Raw genomic sequence first — 20,739 nt, forward strand, 5'->3', positions numbered from 1 at the left:
GATGGAAGATTTACAAAAAGAGCCGCGTCAGCGGTTTTTGGCGTTGGATACATCCACCGCAGTGATGGCAGCTGCGATGATGGAAGATCATGCGCTTCTGGAAGAACGCAATGAACGGGCAGAGCGCAATCATTCGGTACACGTTGTACCCGTAATGGAGCAGCTGCTGGCCGCCAGCAACACAGAGCCTGGTCAGCTGGACGGTATTGCCGTCGGCGTTGGCCCAGGCTCATACACGGGCATCCGCATTGCGGTGACCGCGGCGAAGACACTGGCCTGGGCGTGGGACATCCCCGTAGCCGGGGTGTCCAGCCTTCAGGCTATCGCCTGGGGCGGCTGGCACAGCGGCCTCGCCGCCAGGGCAGCAGCTGCGGCAGAGGATGCCGCAGCAGGGGCTGGCGGAACGCCATCCGCGGACCAGGGCAGCACAGGTGCTGCCCCTGTCCACTGGATCGTTCCGCTTGTGGATGCACGGCGCGGTCAGGCATGCACCGCGCTGTTTGCCTCCGCCGGGAGCGATGCGCCCCGGCGTCTGGCGCCTGATGCCATCCGCAAGATGGACGGATGGCTGGAAGCCCTCGCCGCCCGCATGGCGGAGGCGGCGCCGGAAGAGCGGCCCGTAGCCGTCTGGATCGTCGGCGAGACGGGCCCCCATGCTGCGGCAGCGGCGGAGCTTCGCTGCCCCGCAGGAACGGCGCTCCAGCTCGTACCTTATGAGCTGGAAGGCCGCTGGGTTGGGCGCCTTGGCGCCGCCGCGCTGCTTGCAGGTCAGCGTGATGACGTGCATGCGCTGGTGCCGAATTACACCCAGTTGTCTGAAGCGGAAGCCAATCTGCTGCGCAAAGGCTAAAAGAGGTTGTTCAAAAAGTCCGCTTTTGATTACGAAGGATACCTGGTGGCATCATCAGCATCGAATATGGAATTCAGCCGAAATGTCCGTTGCTCACGTAGTTTTCCCTACGCTCCGCTACTCCATTTCTAGCTTCATCCCATCTTCTCGGTACTGAAAACCGGTCTTTTTGAACACGCACTAAAGGGGGAGGGGAAGCAGATGGACAACGTGGTGAATAATAAGCAGGAAGCAGCGCTTCAGTTCAGGTTCATGACACTCGCGGATATTCCCGATGTGATGGAGATCGAACATGAGGCCTTTACCCTGCCCTGGACGGAAGAAGCATTTCAAAATGAATTGACGCACAATCATTTTGCTAAATATATGGTGATGGAATTAGAAGGAAAAGCCATTGGCTATGCAGGTATGTGGACAATCATGGATGAAGCCCATATTACCAATATTGCAGTTAGAGGCGCGTATCGTGGACGCAAGCTTGGTGAAAAGTTACTGGATGAAATCATGAGTACAGCGGCTTATCTCGGCATGGAACGAATGACGCTGGAGGTTAGAGTCTCGAACATTATTGCTCAGCGTTTGTATCAGAAAAAAGGGTTTGAATCGGCGGGTCTTCGTAAAGGATATTACTCCGATAATGGGGAAGATGCGATGATTATGTGGGCGAACTTGCCGTCTGCAGGCCGGAGCGGCGAAGAGGAAGGAAGCGTACTGGATTCATGAACGAACTCAATGAAAAAACAAATTCTGCACCATCCTATATATTGGCGGTGGAGACAAGCTGTGATGAAACAGCGGTAGCGGTAGTCAAGGATGGACGGGAAGTGCTGTCCAATCTGATCTCAAGTCAGATCGAGACCCATAAGGCATTCGGCGGCGTTGTACCTGAAGTGGCCTCACGCAAACACGTTGAAGTCATTACGCTGATGCTAGAACAAGCGATCGAGCAGTCCGGCATTCGTCCGCGTGATCTGAGTGCGATTGCTGTGACGCAAGGTCCGGGACTGGTGGGGGCATTGCTGGTAGGAATCGTTGCGGCCAAAACGCTGGCGATGGCACTGGGCAAACCGCTCATTGGCACACATCATATTGCTGGGCATATCTATGCCAACCGACTTACTCATGAACTGAAATATCCGGCAATGGCACTGGTCGTATCAGGTGGACATACAGAACTCGTGCATATGGAATCCGAGGGCAAGTTCAAACTGATTGGTCGTACTCGTGATGATGCTGTAGGTGAGGCGTATGACAAAGTAGCACGTGCATTGGGCTGTCCTTATCCAGGAGGTCCGCATGTTGACCGGATGGCATCTGAAGCGGAGAATGTAGTGCCGTTGCCACGGGTATGGCTGGAAGCGGGTTCGTACGATTTCAGTCTCAGTGGTCTGAAGTCTGCTGTACTGAATGCGCTCAATCAGGCCAAAATGCGCGGAGAAACGTTGGAGCCATCTGCGGTTGCACGTGGTTTCCAGGAAGCTGTCGTAGAAGTGTTGGTGGAGAAAGCCGTAAGAGCAGTTCGTGAGTATGGTTCACGTCAACTGTTATTATGCGGTGGCGTCGCAGCTAACCGGGGGTTGCGCTCGGCATTACAGGAGCGTTGCGCAAAGGAAGGGCTTGAACTGTTAATCCCGCCAATGGAATATTGTACGGATAATGCGGCCATGATTGGAGCGGCTGCGTATCTGAAATGGCAACGGGGAGAAATTGCTGAGTTTGATGCCAAAGCAGACCCTGGACTTTCTCTGGAGCAATGGTCCGTTCAGTCCTTATAGAGGTTGTTCAAAAAGCCCGCTTTTGATTACGAATGATGCCTAGCGGCATCATCAGCATCGAATATGGAATTCAGCCGAGATGTCCGTTGCTCACGTAGTTTTGACTACGCTCCGCTACTCCATTTCTAGCTTCATCCCATCTTCTCGGTACTGAAAACCGATCTTTTTGAACACGCACTTATAGTTTATATAGACAGGCAGTTTGAGATTAAGAGTTGACAGCCTGGATGTGAAGAATGTATATTAGTTACAAATTTAAACAGGAATTTATCTTCCTGAACTGATAAACGCGATGAACAGGAATAGTAAGGTCAATCCCGGTCTTAGAGAGCTGCGGTATGGTGCAACGCAGTCGAAGGAAACCTGAAACTCACCTGGAAGCGGAACGATGGAACACGGTGACTCCCCGGGAGAATCCGAAGGCCGATCATGGCCCAAAGTACATGGTTACGGGTTGCCTCCGTGAATGGGCCGTTGTCGGTAGGGCCGTTATTACAAGGATCGACTGACGATAACTGAGGGGGCTTCCAGGCTGCTTCAAGTAATCCGGATGTGCGAAAGCATTCAGGGGTTGTCTTGAATGAACAGGAAGGAAGTCAACAAGAGTGGTACCGCGAAGGTGAACAGCCTGTCGTCTCTTGCATTATTGCATGAGGTGGCAGGCTTTTTTGATTTTCAAAATAAGGATGAATGAAATTAGGTCATATGATAAATGTGATGAACGGGAGCAGTAGAATGATAAAGCGCTCAGAGAGCTGCGGGGTGGTGCGACGCAGTGGCTGGAATCATTCGAATCTCGCCCGGGAACAGAGCTGTGGAAGCGTAGGGACGATATCAATTGCCCAGTTGTCCTGATGGACAACGACATGTGTTACACAGCAACGGTTAACCCCCGTTATAGGGTGTTTCTCCGAATTCCAGTGGTGTCGTGCGTGCATGCACAATCCAGCGGATCTCGGAGACGACGAGGTGGATGGAGTCCGGCGTAAGTCTGGCCCATCAAGCGAGAGTGGTACCGCGGAGGGGATAATAACCCGCCGTCTCTTATATGAGATGGCGGGTTATTTGTGTTTGCTGCCGGCAGCAGGGTGGGCAAGGGAATGAACCATATGGAGATTGAAGAATCAGAAGGTCAGGGTGTAAGTCGACGTACACTCTGTTGTAATGAAGCTACAAACAACATACGCGTTTACAAAAAAATATATAACAACAGGGACGGCGATCAGCGGGTGTTTTGTGGCTCGTGGATCGTAACGAACATGATCTTAAAAATTTGATGGAGGTTGATGGATATGACAACAACTAATAACAAACGCATGATTGAGATTTTTGATACAACGCTGCGTGATGGAGAACAGGCACCAGGGGCAAGTCTGCAACCCGAGCAAAAGATCGAACTGGCACACCAACTGGCTTCTCTGGGCATCGACGTCATTGAGCCTGGATTCCCGATCTCCAGTCCGGGTGAGTTCGCGGCGGTTCAGGCGATTTCGAGACAGTTGCAGAACGTGGAGATCTGTGGATTCGCGCGGGCGGTCAAAGGCGATATTGATGCAGCCGTTCAAGCAACGGCGGATGCAGCACGGCGCCGAATTCACCTGTTTATCTCTTCCTCGGATATTCATATTGAGCATCAGCTGCGTCGTCCGCGCAGTGAAGTGGTGGCTACGGCCCGTGAGATGGTGTCTTATGCACGACAGTTCACGGACATCGTAGAGTTCACCGCGATGGATGCGGCACGGACGAAGATGGATGATCTGATTGAGATGGTCGAAGTAGCGATTGAAGCAGGAGCCAGCATTATCAATCTGCCAGATACCGTGGGTTATGCTCTGCCACATGAGTATGGAGAGATGTTCCGCCGGGTACGTGAGGGTGCAAGAGGCGGCGATCAGGTTCGTTATAGTGCCCACTGTCATAATGATCTGGGCCTGGCAGTAGCCAATAGCCTAGCTGCGATTGCCAATGGTGCTTCCCAGATTGAAGTGACCATCAATGGAATTGGAGAGCGGACGGGGAACTGTGCACTGGAAGAGCTGATTATGGCGCTGGAGACTCGAGGAGATGTAATTGGTGCAACGACCAATATTAAGCTGAACCAACTGTATGAGACATCTCGTCAGATCAGCCGTGCGATGCACTTCCCGATTGCATACAACAAGCCGGTGGTGGGACGTAATGCATTCCAGCATGAATCCGGCATTCATCAGGATGGTCTGCTGAAGAATCGGAGCACCTATGAGATTATGGACCCGGAAGCGCTGGGTATCCCACGCAGCATGATTATTCTGGGCAAACACTCTGGTCGTCACGCCCTGAAGGATCGGGTTCGCAAATACGGTTTTGAGCCGGATGAGCAACAGATGGAGCAATTGTATGAGGTGTTCAAAGAAACCGCAGACCAGCAGAAGGTGGTCAGTGACGACCAGTTATTGCAGATGGTTAGCCAGACCATGAATATTCCTGCACAGGACTATGAACTGGTTGAATTGCAGGTGACGGCGGGCAGCATGACGGATCGAATGGCCGCCGTTCGCATTCGCACAAGCGCTGGAGAGCAGTCCTACTCTGCCGTTGGCGGAGGACCCGTGGATGCAACCATTCGTGCGATTGGTCAGAGCATTTCCGATGATATTGCGTTTGTCGATATGGAGATGCATGCCTTGAGTGGCGGAGAAGGTGCAAGCGCAGAGGCGGTAGTTACTGTGGAGCGTGCAGGACGTGAGTTCCCGGGAACGGCAACACATAATGATATCGTCATGGCTGCCGGCCTTGCTTATGTAGCGGCTTGTAATGCTGCTGGGCTTAAGGCCGAGTCTTCCGAACAGCATGAACAAGTACATGCGTAGATCATCTTGGTCAGATCGCATTTGCAGCAGCAATAGGAGCAATCCCGTTTCGATGTAAATGTGCATGGCATATAGGTAGTAAGCAACGGGCAGGCCTTGAACGACAGAGGTCTGCTTTTGTCTTATTATGGAGGAACATTGAAGAGTGGACGAATACATTTGTCAAGGTGTGACTATAGTTATCCACATATCCAGTGTAAAATGTGGGTAACTATCATAAAGTCAAACCAGGGATGTTTTCGAAACGAAAAGGGTTTAGGGGATAGAATGGCTCATTGCTATCCACAAAGTTGTGGATAAAGTGGATAACTTGGTGGATAAATATGGTTTTTGTGTGAAAAAGTCTATTCTACCGCTGTATAATTAAGCTTATTAATGTGCTTGCTATCTTGCTTTCTTGTGGATAAGTTTGAGTGGAGAGTGCACAAAAATATTTCTCTTTATTCGAGTAAATTTGACAAAACACAAAACATTCTCTTGAACCTCCGCATACGTTAGTCCTTACTTAATGAACATAAGGAGCATCGCTTCAATCTATTCAATCTCGACCCAAAAAGCTGATCCCCATAAGGAATCAGCTAGTGGTACGACTATACTTTTCAGAACAGAATCAGTCAGGGCTAAGCCCGTACTATTCCATGGCTAGTTCTTCCCATTCTTCGTACGCCTTGCTGAGTTGTGTCTTATGTTCCTCCGACTGTTGCTGGAGTTCTTGCAGCTTCATATAATCCTGATAGATTTCAGGCAGAGCCATCTGTGCCTCAAGTTCGGTAATCTTCGTTTCCAGGTCCGCAATCTGCTGTTCCAGAGCTTCCTGCTTGCGTTGACGGTTACGCTCTTCACGCTTCGCCTGTTTTTCCGCTTCGAATGAAGCAGCTCCTGATTTTTCGGTTGTGGCTGTATTCGAATCGGACTTGGACGAGTTCTTGGATGAAGCCTGACGTGCCTCAGCAGCTTCGCGTGCGATGTCCTCAAGCTCCTGTTTCTTCTCCACATAATCATCATAATTTCCGAGGTAGTGTTCCGTCCCACCTGGATGAAGCTCGACAATGCGCTCAGCCATTTTGTTGAGGAAGTACCGGTCATGGGAGATGAACAGCAGAGTGCCTTCATAATCCATTAACGCCGCTTCCAGCACTTCTTTGGCAAACAGGTCGAGATGGTTCGTAGGCTCATCCAGAATGAGCATGTTCGCTTCCTTCAGCATCAGCTTGGAGAGAGACACACGTGCTTTCTCGCCGCCGCTGAGGGAGGAAATCTTCTTGAGCACATCGTCACCGCTGAACAAAAAGTTCCCCAGTACGGTCCGAATGCGTGCTTCTTCCATCCCAGGATAGGCACTCCACAGTTCTTCCAGAACCGTATTGGACGGATTGAGCCCAGTCTGCTCTTGATCATAATAGCCAATCTGCACTTTCGTTCCCCATTGGATATCCCCGGTTACCGGACGCAAACTTCCCGTAAGACACTTCAGCATGGTGGATTTACCAATACCGTTTGGACCAATCAGAGCAACTGTTTCCCCGCGCCGCAGATCGAAGGATACATTGCGGAACAATGGAGAAGCCTCGTCATAAGCGACAGACAGCTGATCCACACGAAGTACTTCTTTGCCGGACATAACGGCGGTTTCGAAGGAGAAATGGGCTTTTTTCAGATCACCCATCGGTTTATCGAGGCGCTCCATTTTGTCGAGGGCCTTGCGGCGGCTTTGCGCCCGCTTGGTCGTCGAGGCACGCACGATATTTTTCTGGACAAAATCCTCCATCTTGGAAATTTCACCCTGTTGTTTCTCATATTGCTTCATCTGAATTTCATACTCGGCAGCTTTGAGTTCCATATAACGACTGTAATTGCCCGTGTATTTTTTGGAGCGGTGACGTTCGATCTCCACGATGGTCGTTACGAGTCGATCCAGGAAGTACCGGTCATGGGATACCACGAGCAGTGCGCCTGAATACCCTCTCAGATAATCTTCCAACCATGTAAGAGTGGCGATATCGAGATAGTTGGTAGGCTCGTCCAGCATGAGCAAATCAGGTGCCTGAAGCAAAATACGAGCAAGCGCAAGGCGTGTCTTCTGCCCGCCACTAAGTGTGGCAATAGGGGTATCTGGCGAAAATTCACCGAATCCCATCCCGTGCAGTACACTGCGAATGCGAGTTTCCATCTCGTAGCCGCCATGGTCCTTGAACCAGTCGGAGCGTTTCGCATAACGTTCCAGCAGGTCCGCGTATTTTTTCTCGTCTTCCATCTGGGCAGGGTCGGCAATGTCGCGTTCCATCTGACGCAAATCGGCTTCAGCCTGTGTCAGGTGAGCGAACACGTTCATCATTTCTTCCCAGATGTTACGGTCGGATTGCAGTCCGCTGTTCTGAGCGAGGTAACCAAGCGTCGTTTCTTTGGATTTGAAAATCTGTCCTCCGTCATAAGACATTTCACCCGCCACAATTTTGAGCAAAGTGGATTTCCCTGCACCGTTTACACCAACGAGTCCGATGCGCTCGCGTTCTAATATTTGTAAGTTCACGCCGTCCAGGATTGGATCGACACCAAAACGTTTGATAATTCCGGATACTTGCAGCAGCATAAAATTAAGTTCCTCCATAGGTCCAGTTCTTGATTTGACAACTACATCTCAGTTTACATGAAATACAGAGCAATTGCACCGATTGGGAACGCATGGGGCATGTAGTCTTTTTGATCAATCAATGATAAACTGAAAGAAGGCATGTTATTACATGAGGATTTTGCAGAAAATGAATCATTTTAACCATTTCAACAAGATGACATCTGGTCATAACATATAAAATGTTTTTAATGAGAGCTTTTTTCTACCTTCCCTATCAACAGGAGGTTATTCAAGGATATGCAGGATCATGCGGAACTGAAAAGCCAGCTTCGTTCCAGACTGAGACAGAGCCGTGATCTTATGGATGCGAGCATGCGTCAGCAGGCAATGACTAAGATTAACGTTGGATTGAAGCGGGAGTTGGAGCGCCTTAGACAGGCCAAGCGTAAGGTCGTGAACAGACCACTCGTCATATTCAGTTATTTGTCCTATGGAAGCGAAGCATCCACAGCTTTTTTGTTTGAAGAGGGCTGGAAGCATGGAGATGTGATGTTAGCACCGAAAGTATTGGCGAATCCACCCCGAATGGAACTACGGCAAGTAACCGGAGAACAGGATCTGGAGCCAGGCATATGGGGGATATCAGAACCCAAGGATTCCTGTGAAGTTCTTTCACCTGAAGATTGGCCGGATATCGATCTCGTTCTGGTACCTGGGCTTGGTTATGATCTACATGGAGGGCGTATTGGTTATGGTGGCGGTTATTATGATCGTTTTGCCGAGACGCTTGTAGCAACATGTGCGATGACGGGCAAGAAACCATTGATGGCTGCGATGGTGTTGCCGGGTCAGCTACAGGAGGAGATCCCGATGGACCTGCTCGATCTGCGGATTGATCTGTTGATAACAACCGAAGGTATATTACATATCGAATAAAGGGTTGTGATGTGATTGAGTTCAGAAGTGAACAACGGCCAGGCTTCCGGTGGTAAACTGACCCATTTTAATGAACAGGGGCGGGCCCGGATGGTTGATATCTCAGGTAAGGAAATTACCGTACGTACGGCTGTGGCTGTAACCAAAGTGACGATGAATCCAGATACACTGGAAGCGATTCGGGAGGGCCGAATCGGCAAAGGTGATGTTCTGGCTGTGGCTCAGATTGCCGGGATTCAAGGCGCGAAGAAAACGTCGGACTGGATTCCGATGTGCCATCCGCTGGCACTGACGGGTGTGGATATTCGTTTTCATGATAACGGAGTGGATGAATTACACATTGAAGTTACTGTCAAAACCGAAGGCAAAACGGGTGTTGAGATGGAGGCGCTCACGGCTGCCTCAGCTGCAGCACTGACGGTCTATGACATGTGCAAGGCCATGCAAAAAGATATGATTATCGGTCCAACCATGCTGAATTCCAAGAGTGGTGGCAAAAACGGTGATTACAGCCGATAGGCAATATTTATTTTCATAGAGGAGAAGGGTGATCTTTATGGTGTGGAGAACAGCAATCCTGACAGCCAGTGACAAAGGAGCCCGCGGGGAACGTGAGGATACGAGTGCACAAGTCATTCGGGAGCTGGTGGAAGAAGAGCTGGGTGGTCAAATCGTGGAGTACCGTATCGTTCCGGATGAACCCGATGAGATTATTGCGGCTTTGATTGAGATGACGGATTATTTTCACGCCGATTTGGTGCTGACTACCGGTGGCACGGAGCTGGCCATTCGTGATATTACTCCGGAAGCGACCCGGCGCGTAATTGAGCGGGAAGTTCCCGGGATGGCAGAGGCCATGCGGTACAGTGTAATGAGCAAAAACCGTTCTGCAATGCTGTTCCGTGGGGTATGTGGCATTCGTGGACGCACGCTGATTGTTAATCTGCCAGGTACACCAAAGGGTGTGCATGAACATCTGGCTGCCATTATGGATCAGCTTCCGGAAGCGCTGCTGATGGTTACGGGTCAGTTCAAGCAATAATCGAGCACGGACTCTGGGGCAAGATATCCGATTAGCCATGAACCGGTGTTAGATTGTTCTAGTGACATCTCTTATCTTATTTGTGAATTTTGCGGGTTATGTAAGTGGTTACATCTATGGTATGATGGGCTTAAATTAAGAACGCAGCAGAGACATCTATGAACATCTGGCCGAGTATGCGCATCTTCAAAGCTTGAGACGAGGAGGAATATCAATGTTTAGTTCCATTGGGCCAACGGGCTTTATTTTGCTGGCCGTGATTGCATTGTTGTTGTTTGGACCCAACAAACTTCCGGAACTGGGACGTGCAGTTGGGCGTACCTTCCGTGAATTCAAAGAGGGCGCTCGCGAGATTATCTCTGAGGATGACTCATCCAATCGCAAAGAGCAGGAGAAAGCGAAACCGCTGGCGGCTGAGAGCACACCTGCAGACAAGCCTGCTGATAAACGCCTGCCGGAATAATCTTGACGGCAATGAAAGAGAAATCCCTTCCTGCCGGAAGGGTTTTGTATTTTAAGCTGGCAATAATGGGGGGCAGGCATGACGCAGCAAATGGAAGAAATGTCGATTACGGAACATCTGAGCGAGCTGCGGAAGCGGCTGATTTATGTACTAAGCATTTTTGTGCTGGGACTGATTGCAGGATTTTTTGTGGCGGACCCGGTATACCAATATCTGACCAAGGCAGAGTCGGCAAAAGGTTTTGTATTACATGCCTTCTCGTTCTGGGACGGGATTGGCATCTATATGAAGATTGCAGGGTTGTTCTCACTTATTATTACGCTGCCGTTTACGGTGTATCAGATCTGGAAGTTTGTTAGTCCAGGGCTAAAGCCGCGCGAGCGAAAAGCAACGCTGAAGTATGTGCCCTATGTGTTTCTTTTATTTCTGACAGGTATGGCTTTCTCGTATTATGTTATTTTTCCAATGGCACTCGCCTTCACGACAGCGATTACGGAGAAGATGGGGCTTGTGGAGACCTACGGGATGAAACAGTATTTCAGCTTCCTGTTTGGCATTGTGTTGCCTGTGTCCCTATTATTTGAACTTCCTTTACTTATTATGTTTCTGACAGGACTGCGGATACTGAATCCAATTCGTCTTCGCAAGATGCGCAGAGTCTCTTATTTTGTCTTGATCTTCATTGCAGTGGTCATTACACCGCCAGACTTCATATCCGATCTTCTGGTGATGATTCCCTTGCTCCTGTTATATGAGATCAGCGTTCTTCTATCCGCAATCGTATATCGCAAGCAGCTTGCGGCCGATCAAGAGATCGAATCCCGCTACGTTCGTGCAGAGGATAAGAAACATGCGGGCTGAATGAGGATAAGCTGTAATGTGCCCGGAAAAGACGGTCTGTTCTTATCCGGGCTATTTCTGTAGACTGCCGACCACCACGACAGGACAAGCAGGCATATTATGTTCAACAATGGATACAATGGGAAAGGGACTGTCTGCTAACGTTGCAGAAGGGCACAAGAATTTCGTAGAATAAGAGTAGCGAGTTGCAACATTTATCCAGGCACACCGGGTGTTATTTGGTTGTGTTGGTGTAAATTCAACGTAAATTCTCGCAGGAATTCGTCAAAAGGACTTGAAATCATGCTTCAAGTTGAGTATCATAAAGTTGGTTGTTAGCACTGAACACTGTCGAGTGCTAATACATATGGCTACAACCTACAATGTAACGTTATATAATTTCAAAAGGAGGCTATTTTTCATGATCAGACCTTTAGGTGAACGCGTATTGGTAGAACCACTGGAGCAAGAACAAACAACTTCTTTCGGGATCGTACTCCCGGACTCCGCCAAAGAAAAACCGCAAGAGGGTAGAATCATTGCAGTTGGTGCAGGAGTATTGAAAGACGGCGTACGTGTGGCTCTGGAAGTGAAAGAAGGAGATCGCGTTATTTTCTCCAAATATGCCGGTACAGAAATCAAATTCGAAGGTAAAGAATATTTGATTATGAAAGAAAGCGATATTCACGCGATTCTCGACTAATTCAAATTTAATCGGATAACCGAACCATATAGCACTACCATTTTCCAACAAAAACTAGGGAGGTTTTCTTAACATGGCTAAAGACATTAAATTCAGTGAAGACGCTCGTCGCTCTATGCTTCGTGGTGTGGACGCATTGGCTAATGCAGTAAAAGTAACACTCGGTCCTAAAGGCCGTAACGTGGTTCTGGAGAAAAAATTCGGAAGCCCGCTCATCACTAACGATGGTGTAACCATTGCTAAAGAAATCGAACTGGAAGATGCATTCGAGAACATGGGTGCACAACTGGTTAAAGAAGTAGCAACGAAAACCAACGATGTTGCCGGTGACGGTACTACAACAGCAACTGTATTGGCGCAAGCGCTGATCACAGAAGGTCTGAAAAACGTAACTGCAGGCGCTAGCCCCATCGGTATCCGTAAAGGTATCGACAAAGCGGTTAAAGCTGCGGTTGCTGAATTGCAATCCATCTCCAAACCAATTGATTCCAAACAATCCATCGCACAAGTTGCAGCAATCTCTGCAGCTGACGAAGAAGTAGGCGAACTGATCGCTGAAGCTATGGAAAAAGTAGGTAAAGATGGCGTAATCACAGTAGAAGAATCCAAAGGATTCGCTACTGAGCTTGAAGTGGTTGAAGGTATGCAATTCGACCGTGGATACATCTCTCCTTACATGATCACAGATACGGACAAAATGGAAGCTGTTTTGGACAACCCGTACATCTTGATCACAGACAAAAAAATCTCCAGCACGCAAGACATCTTGCCATTGCTTGAGAAAATCGTTCAACAAGGTAAACCGCTGGTATTGATCGCTGAAGATATCGAAGGCGAAGCACTGGCTATGCTGGTTGTGAACAAATTGCGTGGTACTTTCAATGCTGTAGCTGTTAAAGCTCCAGGATTCGGTGACCGTCGTAAAGCAATGCTGCAAGACATCGCTGCCCTCACTGGTGGCCAATTGATCACGGAAGAACTGGGTCTGGACCTGAAATCCGCTGTTGTGGAACAATTGGGTACAGCTCGTCAAATCCGTGTAACAAAAGAAAACACAATCATCGTTGACGGTGCTGGTAACAAATCCGATATCGATGCACGTGTTAGCCAAATCCGTACACAACTGGAAGAAACAACTTCCGAGTTCGACAAAGAGAAACTGCAAGAGCGTCTGGCTAAATTGTCCGGCGGTGTAGCAGTAATCAAAGTTGGTGCGGCTACTGAAACAGAATTGAAAGAACGCAAACTTCGCATCGAAGATGCCCTGAACGCAACTCGCGCTGCGGTTGAAGAAGGTATCGTATCCGGTGGTGGTACAGCGCTCATGAACGTATATAGCGCGGTTGCGGCTGTAGCTCTGTCCGGTGACGAGCAAACAGGCGTAAACATCGTCCTGCGTGCTCTGGAAGCACCAATCCGCACAATCGCAGCTAACGCTGGCGAAGAAGGTTCCGTAATCGTGGAACGTCTGAAAAAAGAACAAACAGGAATCGGCTTCAACGCTGCAACTGGCGAGTGGGTTAACATGATCGAAGCGGGTATCGTTGACCCTGCGAAAGTAACTCGTTATGCATTGCAAAACGCTGCTTCCGTAGCAGCAATGTTCCTGACTACTGAAGCAGTTATCGCTGACAAACCAGAACCTGCAGGTGCTGGTGGCGGAATGCCTGACATGGGCGGTATGGGTGGAATGGGCGGCATGATGTAATAAAGGTGTAAAAACCTTTAAAGCATTATGTGCCTAGCAGAGTGAATTCTCGTTGCGATGCGACGAAAATTTGTGAAGCAGTCACTGATACAAATTATAAATGAATCAAAAACCACTTCTTAATTTATATTAAGGAGTGGTTTTTTGTGTTGTTGAATACTATCATAATTCAAGTTCACTAATTTTGGAGAGTTCCCATTTTTTCTTTCTTAGAGTTACCTGATATGTCTTCTTCCTATTGCAAAGGGAATATTTGCAGTTGTATGATGAAGGTTAGTATTAAGAGATACGGAGGCCAGATATCATGAAACATGTTAGAAAAATGATAGTGGCAGTTTTGGTGTCTGCTGCTGTTATTATCTTAATTTATAATTTCACTTCCAATTCTAAAGGAAGATTCGTAAAAGAAAATGAACCTAGAAATACTCCATCAACTACATTAAGAGTAATTAATAATGAAGATTTCGCAGGTACTGCTAACACGCATCGGTTTGATATTCCAGCAGGATTTGGATATGTAAAAGCAAGTTTTAAAAACACGGGTTCGAAACACTTCACGTTTACGATCAATGAAGGATCTACTAGTGGAACCGCAATAACGTCGGGCAGTGTCCCAGCAGATGGAAAAGAGCATACATATTATAGCGACAAAGCGTTGTCGACTGGTTGGTATTATGTGAGCACCTCTTCTGCACAAGGGATGTCTGGCGTATTGGATGTTTCTCTGGGAACTGATGCTAATAAATGATTCGAGAATCCGCTCTAAATGCAGATTTTAAGCCCTGAGATTGAAACCTTGTTTCTATGATTTCGTATGTACAGTGATACATAGACAGGTTATGAGTAACGACTTGAGGAGGAAATGAATTGAGAAAGGGTACGAAGTGGGTATTATGGATTCTGGGCTTGATGCTCGCTGCAATTTTTATCAACTTTTTTATGAATCTATATAGCTTTGCTTATGCGCTGATTACCGTGCTTTTACTTGCCTTTATGGGGTGGGGATTCTTAGCAAAGTTAAAGAATGACGTTCGTCAGCATGAAGATCATCATAGAAGAGAGCATCAGTCTGCGAACGATGACATCGATAGATACACCAGGTAATAACTAACTAACGAACAAAAGAACATAGCATACTTAGAATCAAAGTTAAGTTACATGCAACCTACGCTGCAATAATTAATGGCTCCCGAGAGGTAGTCTTTTTAATGTTGATTTTTTCAAAAAAGTAGTGTGGTTTTCTTCTATTGCTAAACAGACAGTTGTTAAGTAAAATAAATATATGAATAAGTGCTCATATATTAGTATATAGACGATATTGGAGATGATACATATGTACGATGTATTGGTTATCGGAGCTGGACAAGCAGGTTTGGCAGCAGGTTACTATCTTCAGCGGTCGGGGTTAACCTTTTTAATCGTTGACGCTGCCTCATCAGTCGGGCAATCTTGGCGTAAACGGTACGATTCCTTACGTCTTTTTACCCCACGAATGTATGATGGGTTACCTGGAATGCCGCTTAGTGGAAATGAAAGTGGCCTGCCAAGCAAAGATGAAATTGCAGATTATTTTGAAAGTTACGCCAAGCAAATGCATCTTCCTATAAAGTTAAACTGTTTAATCTCTCGTCTCTCGAAGCAAGATGAGGTGTACTATGCTGAAACCAATAATGGAATGATCGAAGCGCGCAATATTATCGTTGCGACGGGACCTTTCCAGACGAAGAATGTTCCTCAGTTTGCGAAATCATTATCCGAGCAAGTGATTCAGCTTCATTCTTCAGAGTATAAAAAAATCTCTCAATTGCTTCCTGGAACAACAGTAGTTGTAGGCGGAGGCAATTCAGGTGCTCAAATCGCCGTAGTGTTAGCAGCAGATGATAAACAAACCGTATACATATCCATAGCTCAAAATATAACCTTTAGGCCTTTGCATATCATGAAACGAAGTATATTCTGGTATTTTGAAAAGCTCGGAGTATTACGTGCAAGTGCAGATCGTATGGTTGGAAAATGGTTGCGAAATCAGCCTGAGTACGTCTATGGTTATGAGTTAAAAGAATTGATGACCCAGGGAAAAGTTAACATGCGCCCACGTGCTGTAAATGCGATAGATGACCGTATCCTATATGAGGATGGTAGTGAGACACGAATAGACAATATTATCTGGGCGACTGGGTTTAAGCGAAATGACAGTTGGATCGATATCGATACTGCTTTTGATTCCAAAGGTGTAATTTTACACGAGACAGGAGTCTCACCCGTTGTTGGACTGTACTTTGTAGGTCTACCTTGGCAAACATCACGAGGTTCTGCATTGTTGGGATGGGTCAAGTACGATGCTCAGAGAATCGTTAGTCATATCAAAGGTAAGTCACATTAAACTATATAAAGCGATTGGAAGGGTTATTCTGTCATCGTAGTGTCTGTGTAAATAACTTTAGTTCAACTTATATAGATTAGATATCAGGAATGATTAGCAAATATCACAACTCACATTTTTGGGTATATTCCTAAAAGGAGGGATATTATGAAATTATTTAAACTGCCATTGATTCTTTGTGTTATAGTGCTTGTATCTATTGTCTCAGCTTGTGGTGCGGATGATATAATCCGCGGAAAGAGCGATAACTGGAATATATCTCTTCAGAGATCGACAGGGATCTATACTATAACCTACATCGGTGATGAAAAGCGTATAAAGGATTTTGTGTTTGACCTTACTGGCAACAATTTATCACAACAGGGGAAATCACTTGAAGAAGAAGGGGTACCGTTCACGATGTCGGGAACAATTACGGAGACGGAGAAAATGAAAAATCCGATTACCTTTAAAATGAGTTGGAACAATCAAAGCGAGATTGTAACTTTTGAATAACTCTCGCATGGTGGAGGTGTTCATCATTGGTTTGGTGGCAACTACACTCCTATAGTACATACCACACGTTATGCCGTTCCTTCATGGAGCGGCCTAACGTGTGGTATCTTATTTCGCAACAGTTATTTCAAACGTCGAGTGATCATGATCCTGTACGCTGAAGCGATATTCCAATCCATTTCGAACTGTCGCCCCATCAAAATCAGACTGATTCACATCGCGATCCAATAGACCGATATCCTGGATGACATCTTGTGCATCGTTATACGTGTACTCACTATTGGTTGTGAGAATGAGTGTGGCGATAGCAGTCAAAAAAATTCCACCCGTTGGTTCGCTCGTATCACCAGTTCCATATAACCTGATTTCCTGTATGCTCTCATCTGCATTCACTACACCAACCAAGCGCAATTCGTCATTGAAAACATACTCGAAAGTGTCAGTGTCCTGCGCTGAAGAGTTTTTCATATCCAAGCGGGTAATACTCAAACCATTCAGTCGATATTTACCAACGGCGCCATTAAACTTGTTTTTAAATTCATCGGTAGTCATGTGGAGGCCAGAAAGTTTAATCTGGGGTGAAGGGGTCTGATCTATTGCAGGCTGAGTTGAGTTTGATGATAAAGTCAGCATGCCATACAACCCTATTGAAGCAATCGCAAAACAGGCCGTCGTTAGAAAAATGTATCTGATCGGCAACCTATTACCCTTTCTCATGGGTAGGATCATCCATACAAGAAATACCAAGAAAGAAAGTAAGCCAAGAATAAAGATTATTGTAAAAAGATATTGCAAAATCTCACCTCGTAATAGAGTAATAGCTGGTAAAAATCTTTCTTGCACCTCATTCATTATAATGTTCCGTTGAAAAACTTCAAACTCATACTACTCACCACTCCACAAAAAAAGCACTGCCGGCGTACTGCCAGCAGTGCTTGCTTGATGTTATACGGGTCTTACCGTAAAGGTGAAATGATACGCGCGGTTGGCTGGCAAGGTGTATTCAGCATGTGTGCGAGCACCCCAGCTGTCATCTCCACCGACACCCATTTGTTTGTAATTGATACGCGCCACAGTCTGTGTGCTCTCAGGTAATTTGTACACATGGTCGTTTGCTTCCAATTCCTCAGGTGTCCACGGTAACGCATTGATTTCATATGGTATGGTGGCTTCTACGTGCAGACCACTTTGACCATCCGCTGATGTAACTTCAGCAAAGCGTACATCCGTTTTGTTACCACACTCTTGTGGTTTCAGGTATGGAACGAATTGATCTCGAACCGCACCTGTGTAATAGCCGAGACGTGCACTGGTCAGACGGTCTGCGTAGTTGTCGTGCGGCCCTCTGCCGTACCAAGATATGGTATCCAAGCTGTTATTCAGCTGCAGCAGCATACCGAATTCCGGTAGATCGGGTAGGCCTTCGCCTGGAATAAGGGTTTGACTGATTTCCAATACGCCATCCGGATCAATTCGGTATGTGATGGACAGCGTACATCCCGGATGTTGATCCCACGTATAATCGGTCGTCACGAGAATGCCTTGTTCGTCTGCATGGTGCTCGAAACGAATTAGTCTGCTGGTAGCGTGAGCATCTCTCCAGAACGCAGAACGCTCATTCAAGCGGTTCCCCATATCGTTGTCTGTCATGGCTCTCCAGAAATTCGGGCGGACAGGTGCGAGCAATTGCTCCTGATTATTGATCTGATAGGACGTGAGCGTGCCAGTAGCTGGATTGAAGCTCAACGTGACTTGGCCTGCAGCCACTTGCAATTCATCTTGTAGATCCTGTACCTGCGGAGCATTGCCTTGTCCTTGATACACCGGTTGGATTGGACGCAATCGTGGAGATACCACGAACTGATCCCAGGCAATCTCATGACCTGTTCCTGCCCATTTGGTTGCAACTTTCGTAACCAAGGATATAGTCAGCACCGCTTCCTTGAGCAAATCAGACGATGGCGTGTATGGGATACGGACTTCAGCCGATTCGCCAGGAGGTAACGCGATATCGAGCGTGCCGTTCTCTACGGATACACCATCGTGTGTTACTGTCCACACGAGTGAATATTCGCTCAGATCCGTGAACAGGAACTGGTTTCGGATGCGTAGCAGGCCATCTTTTATATCAACGGCTTCCATACGAACGTTCTGATAACATTTCTTCACTTCTTCCAGCTTCGGTGTAACTGTCTTATCGGCCAGAATCAGTCCGTTTCCGCAGAAATTGCCATCATGAGGGGATTCACCGAAATCACCGCCATAAGCGAAATATTCGACACCGTCTGCCGTAGTGGTACGAATGGACTGATCGACCCAGTCCCAGATGAATGCACCCTGCAACACATCATATTTATCGAACAAATCCCAATACAGATGCAGACCACCGCAGGAGTTACCCATGGCATGGCTGTATTCGCAGATAATATAAGGTTTCTTCGGTCCTGGCATGCGAGCATAATTCTCCACATTTTCAGGGCTGATATACATTGTCGATTCAATGTCGCTTGCTGAATCAGAAGGGCGATAATGGAAGGTCCCTTCATAATGAACGAGACGGGTTGGATCGACTTGTTTCAGATAATCGTACATCGCGATGAAGTTATCACCGCCGAAGGACTCATTACCGAGAGACCAGATAATCACGGACGCATGGTTTTTGTCCCGCTGGAACATCGAGTTACAGCGATCGATTACGTTGTTACGCCATTCCGGCTTGCTCGCGGGAATGTTGTCCTCATTCATTTCCTTTTGCCCATAGTACCACGTGCCGTGAGTCTCCAGATTCGTCTCATCAATAACATAGAGGCCGTATTCATCACAGAGTTCGTACCAGAGTGACTGATTCGGATAATGGGATGTGCGCACGGCGTTAACGTTATAGGACTTCATCAGCTCGATGTCACGGATCATGTCTTCCCGCCCAATAGCCCGACCGGTATCCGGAGAAAACTCATGACGATTCACACCTTTGAATACAATGCGTTTGCCGTTGATTTGCATCAGGCCGTCCTTCAGTTCAAACTTGCGGAATCCGATCCGGCTGCGGACCGCTTCCAGTGTTTCGCCTGATTCGTCCTGAATGGACAGCACAAGTGTATATAGATGAGGGGACTCGGCGCTCCATAGAAGCGGATTGATAACCTCTGCTGACAAATTAAATGAAAGTTCATCCTCGCCCTGGAACGTAACGGCCGCAGTAAGTGGCTGTTTCAATACAGTCTGTTGCTGTGCATCATAGAGCTGGGCTTGGACGGACAATCCGGCAGTGGTCTGCGCGGCATTATGATTAAATAATTTCAAATCCAGCAGTAACTCCGCATCCTGATACGCGTCATCCAGTTCGGTACGAACAAAGAAATCGGCGATCTGAACGGGTGAAGGTGAATGCAAGTATACACCACGGAATATGCCGCTTAACCGCCAGAAATCCTGATTCTCCAGCCAGCTCGCATCACACCAACGATATACCTCCACAGCGAGCTTGTTCTCACCTTCCGTTAGATACGAAGTGATATCGAATTCTGCCGGTGTGAAAGTGTCCTCGCTATAACCGACGAGCTCCCCGTTGACCCATACATAAAAGGCGGATTCAACGCCCTCAAAGTGCAGCAGGACAGGCCGGTCTTTCCAGTCTGTAGGCACAGTAAACGTACGGATATACGAACCCACTGGATTATAAGTTGTTGGTGCAAATGGGGGCTTCAGTTCAGGCTCACGCTCGACCCACGGATACGTCATATTCGTATATTGGGGATAATCGTAACCTTGTAGCTGCCAGTTGGAAGGAACGGCGATCTCGTCCCAGTCACTGGCATCATAGTTGTTCTCATAAAAGGATGAAATCCGTTGCTCCGGTGTCTCCGCAAAGGCAAACTTCCACTGACCATTCAGTGATTCGTACCATGGCGATGCGCTGGAATCATTGGACAATGCTTCTGCTATAGATGGAAACGCTACCATAGAAGCATGTGCGGGTAGACGGCCTACTTGAAAAGTCTCGGGATTATTGTTCCATTCCGGGTATCCATTTGCCGGAGGGGTGTGTACCAGTTTCTTTCGCATAACAGCAACTCCTTCTGAAATGTTATAATATTGTCATTATAGAATTGAATTGAGACTT

The 20,739-nt window shown here is 47.4% G+C and carries 18 protein-coding genes and 2 other annotated features; of the genes, 15 read left to right on the forward strand and 3 right to left on the reverse strand.

Features of this window, described 5'->3' with window-relative positions; translation table 11 throughout:
• Position 1: 1 nt before the first annotated feature.
• From tsaB to MHI06_RS06575, 4 genes are all read left to right on the forward strand, one after another.
• Positions 2-850 (forward strand): tRNA (adenosine(37)-N6)-threonylcarbamoyltransferase complex dimerization subunit type 1 TsaB, encoded by an 849-nt coding sequence (gene tsaB / locus MHI06_RS06560; RefSeq protein WP_340402068.1) that lies wholly within the window; start codon positions 2-4, stop codon positions 848-850.
• Positions 851-1,051: 201 nt separating this feature from the next.
• Entirely contained in the window at positions 1,052-1,573 is a 522-nt protein-coding gene (rimI, locus tag MHI06_RS06565; protein ID WP_169480162.1) for a ribosomal protein S18-alanine N-acetyltransferase, read from the forward strand.
• On the forward strand, positions 1,570-2,625 hold the full coding sequence (gene tsaD / locus MHI06_RS06570) for a tRNA (adenosine(37)-N6)-threonylcarbamoyltransferase complex transferase subunit TsaD (RefSeq protein WP_340400893.1): 1,056 nt from the start codon (positions 1,570-1,572) through the stop codon (positions 2,623-2,625). The genes rimI and tsaD overlap by 4 nt, the downstream gene beginning before the upstream one ends.
• A 283-nt stretch (positions 2,626-2,908) precedes the next feature.
• Positions 2,909-3,267: a binding site (T-box leader), on the forward strand.
• Positions 3,268-3,333: 66 nt separating this feature from the next.
• Positions 3,334-3,673, forward strand: a binding site (T-box leader).
• 244 nt (positions 3,674-3,917) lie between these two features.
• Positions 3,918-5,474 (forward strand): 2-isopropylmalate synthase, encoded by a 1,557-nt coding sequence (locus MHI06_RS06575; protein WP_340400894.1) that lies wholly within the window; start codon positions 3,918-3,920, stop codon positions 5,472-5,474.
• A 631-nt stretch (positions 5,475-6,105) separates the two neighbouring features.
• Here the strand turns inward: MHI06_RS06575 and MHI06_RS06580 are convergent.
• Entirely contained in the window at positions 6,106-8,064 is a 1,959-nt protein-coding gene (locus MHI06_RS06580; protein WP_340400895.1) for an ABC-F family ATP-binding cassette domain-containing protein, read from the reverse strand.
• Positions 8,065-8,343: 279 nt separating this feature from the next.
• Here MHI06_RS06580 and MHI06_RS06585 point away from each other — a divergent pair, with 279 nt between their 5' ends.
• From MHI06_RS06585 to MHI06_RS06635, 11 genes are all read left to right on the forward strand, one after another.
• Positions 8,344-8,982: a 5-formyltetrahydrofolate cyclo-ligase gene (locus tag MHI06_RS06585; RefSeq protein ID WP_340400896.1), complete on the forward strand. Its 639-nt coding sequence runs from the start codon at positions 8,344-8,346 to the stop codon at positions 8,980-8,982.
• 15 nt (positions 8,983-8,997) lie between these two features.
• Positions 8,998-9,501 carry a cyclic pyranopterin monophosphate synthase MoaC gene (gene moaC / locus MHI06_RS06590; protein ID WP_223869015.1) on the forward strand — a complete coding sequence of 168 codons (504 nt, stop codon included), beginning with the start codon at positions 8,998-9,000 and terminating at the stop codon, positions 9,499-9,501.
• Between the two features lie 37 nt (positions 9,502-9,538).
• A complete protein-coding gene (locus MHI06_RS06595; protein ID WP_017690080.1) occupies positions 9,539-10,024 on the forward strand; it encodes a MogA/MoaB family molybdenum cofactor biosynthesis protein in 486 nt (161 codons plus the stop codon).
• A 214-nt stretch (positions 10,025-10,238) separates the two neighbouring features.
• Positions 10,239-10,487 carry a twin-arginine translocase TatA/TatE family subunit gene (gene tatA, locus MHI06_RS06600; protein ID WP_036668966.1) on the forward strand — a complete coding sequence of 83 codons (249 nt, stop codon included), beginning with the start codon at positions 10,239-10,241 and terminating at the stop codon, positions 10,485-10,487.
• Positions 10,488-10,565: 78 nt separating this feature from the next.
• Positions 10,566-11,348: a twin-arginine translocase subunit TatC gene (tatC, locus tag MHI06_RS06605; RefSeq protein WP_340400897.1), complete on the forward strand. Its 783-nt coding sequence runs from the start codon at positions 10,566-10,568 to the stop codon at positions 11,346-11,348.
• A gap of 400 nt (positions 11,349-11,748) precedes the next feature.
• Positions 11,749-12,030 (forward strand): co-chaperone GroES, encoded by a 282-nt coding sequence (gene groES, locus MHI06_RS06610; RefSeq protein ID WP_017690077.1) that lies wholly within the window; start codon positions 11,749-11,751, stop codon positions 12,028-12,030.
• A gap of 73 nt (positions 12,031-12,103) precedes the next feature.
• Positions 12,104-13,738, forward strand: coding sequence for a chaperonin GroEL (groL, locus tag MHI06_RS06615; RefSeq protein ID WP_036611259.1), 1,635 nt, complete (start codon positions 12,104-12,106; stop codon positions 13,736-13,738).
• A gap of 304 nt (positions 13,739-14,042) precedes the next feature.
• The gene (locus MHI06_RS06620) at positions 14,043-14,486 is read left to right on the forward strand and encodes a hypothetical protein (protein WP_340400898.1); all 444 of its coding nucleotides are present in this window, start codon (positions 14,043-14,045) and stop codon (positions 14,484-14,486) included.
• Positions 14,487-14,605: 119 nt separating this feature from the next.
• Complete coding sequence (locus MHI06_RS06625; RefSeq protein WP_169480155.1) at positions 14,606-14,842, forward strand: hypothetical protein; 237 nt, start codon at positions 14,606-14,608, stop codon at positions 14,840-14,842.
• Positions 14,843-15,071: 229 nt separating this feature from the next.
• Complete coding sequence (locus MHI06_RS06630) at positions 15,072-16,121, forward strand: NAD(P)/FAD-dependent oxidoreductase (protein ID WP_340400899.1); 1,050 nt, start codon at positions 15,072-15,074, stop codon at positions 16,119-16,121.
• A 147-nt stretch (positions 16,122-16,268) separates the two neighbouring features.
• The gene (locus tag MHI06_RS06635; RefSeq protein ID WP_169480153.1) at positions 16,269-16,616 is read left to right on the forward strand and encodes a hypothetical protein; all 348 of its coding nucleotides are present in this window, start codon (positions 16,269-16,271) and stop codon (positions 16,614-16,616) included.
• A gap of 108 nt (positions 16,617-16,724) precedes the next feature.
• Here MHI06_RS06635 and MHI06_RS06640 read toward each other — a convergent pair whose 3' ends face one another.
• Complete coding sequence (locus MHI06_RS06640) at positions 16,725-17,333, reverse strand: hypothetical protein (protein WP_340400900.1); 609 nt, start codon at positions 17,331-17,333, stop codon at positions 16,725-16,727.
• 228 nt (positions 17,334-17,561) lie between these two features.
• Positions 17,562-20,681: a glycoside hydrolase family 2 TIM barrel-domain containing protein gene (locus MHI06_RS06645; protein ID WP_340400901.1), complete on the reverse strand. Its 3,120-nt coding sequence runs from the start codon at positions 20,679-20,681 to the stop codon at positions 17,562-17,564.
• Positions 20,682-20,739: the final 58 nt, after the last annotated feature.

This window comes from Paenibacillus sp. FSL H8-0079 (genome assembly GCF_037991315.1).
Lineage (GTDB): Bacteria > Bacillota > Bacilli > Paenibacillales > Paenibacillaceae > Paenibacillus.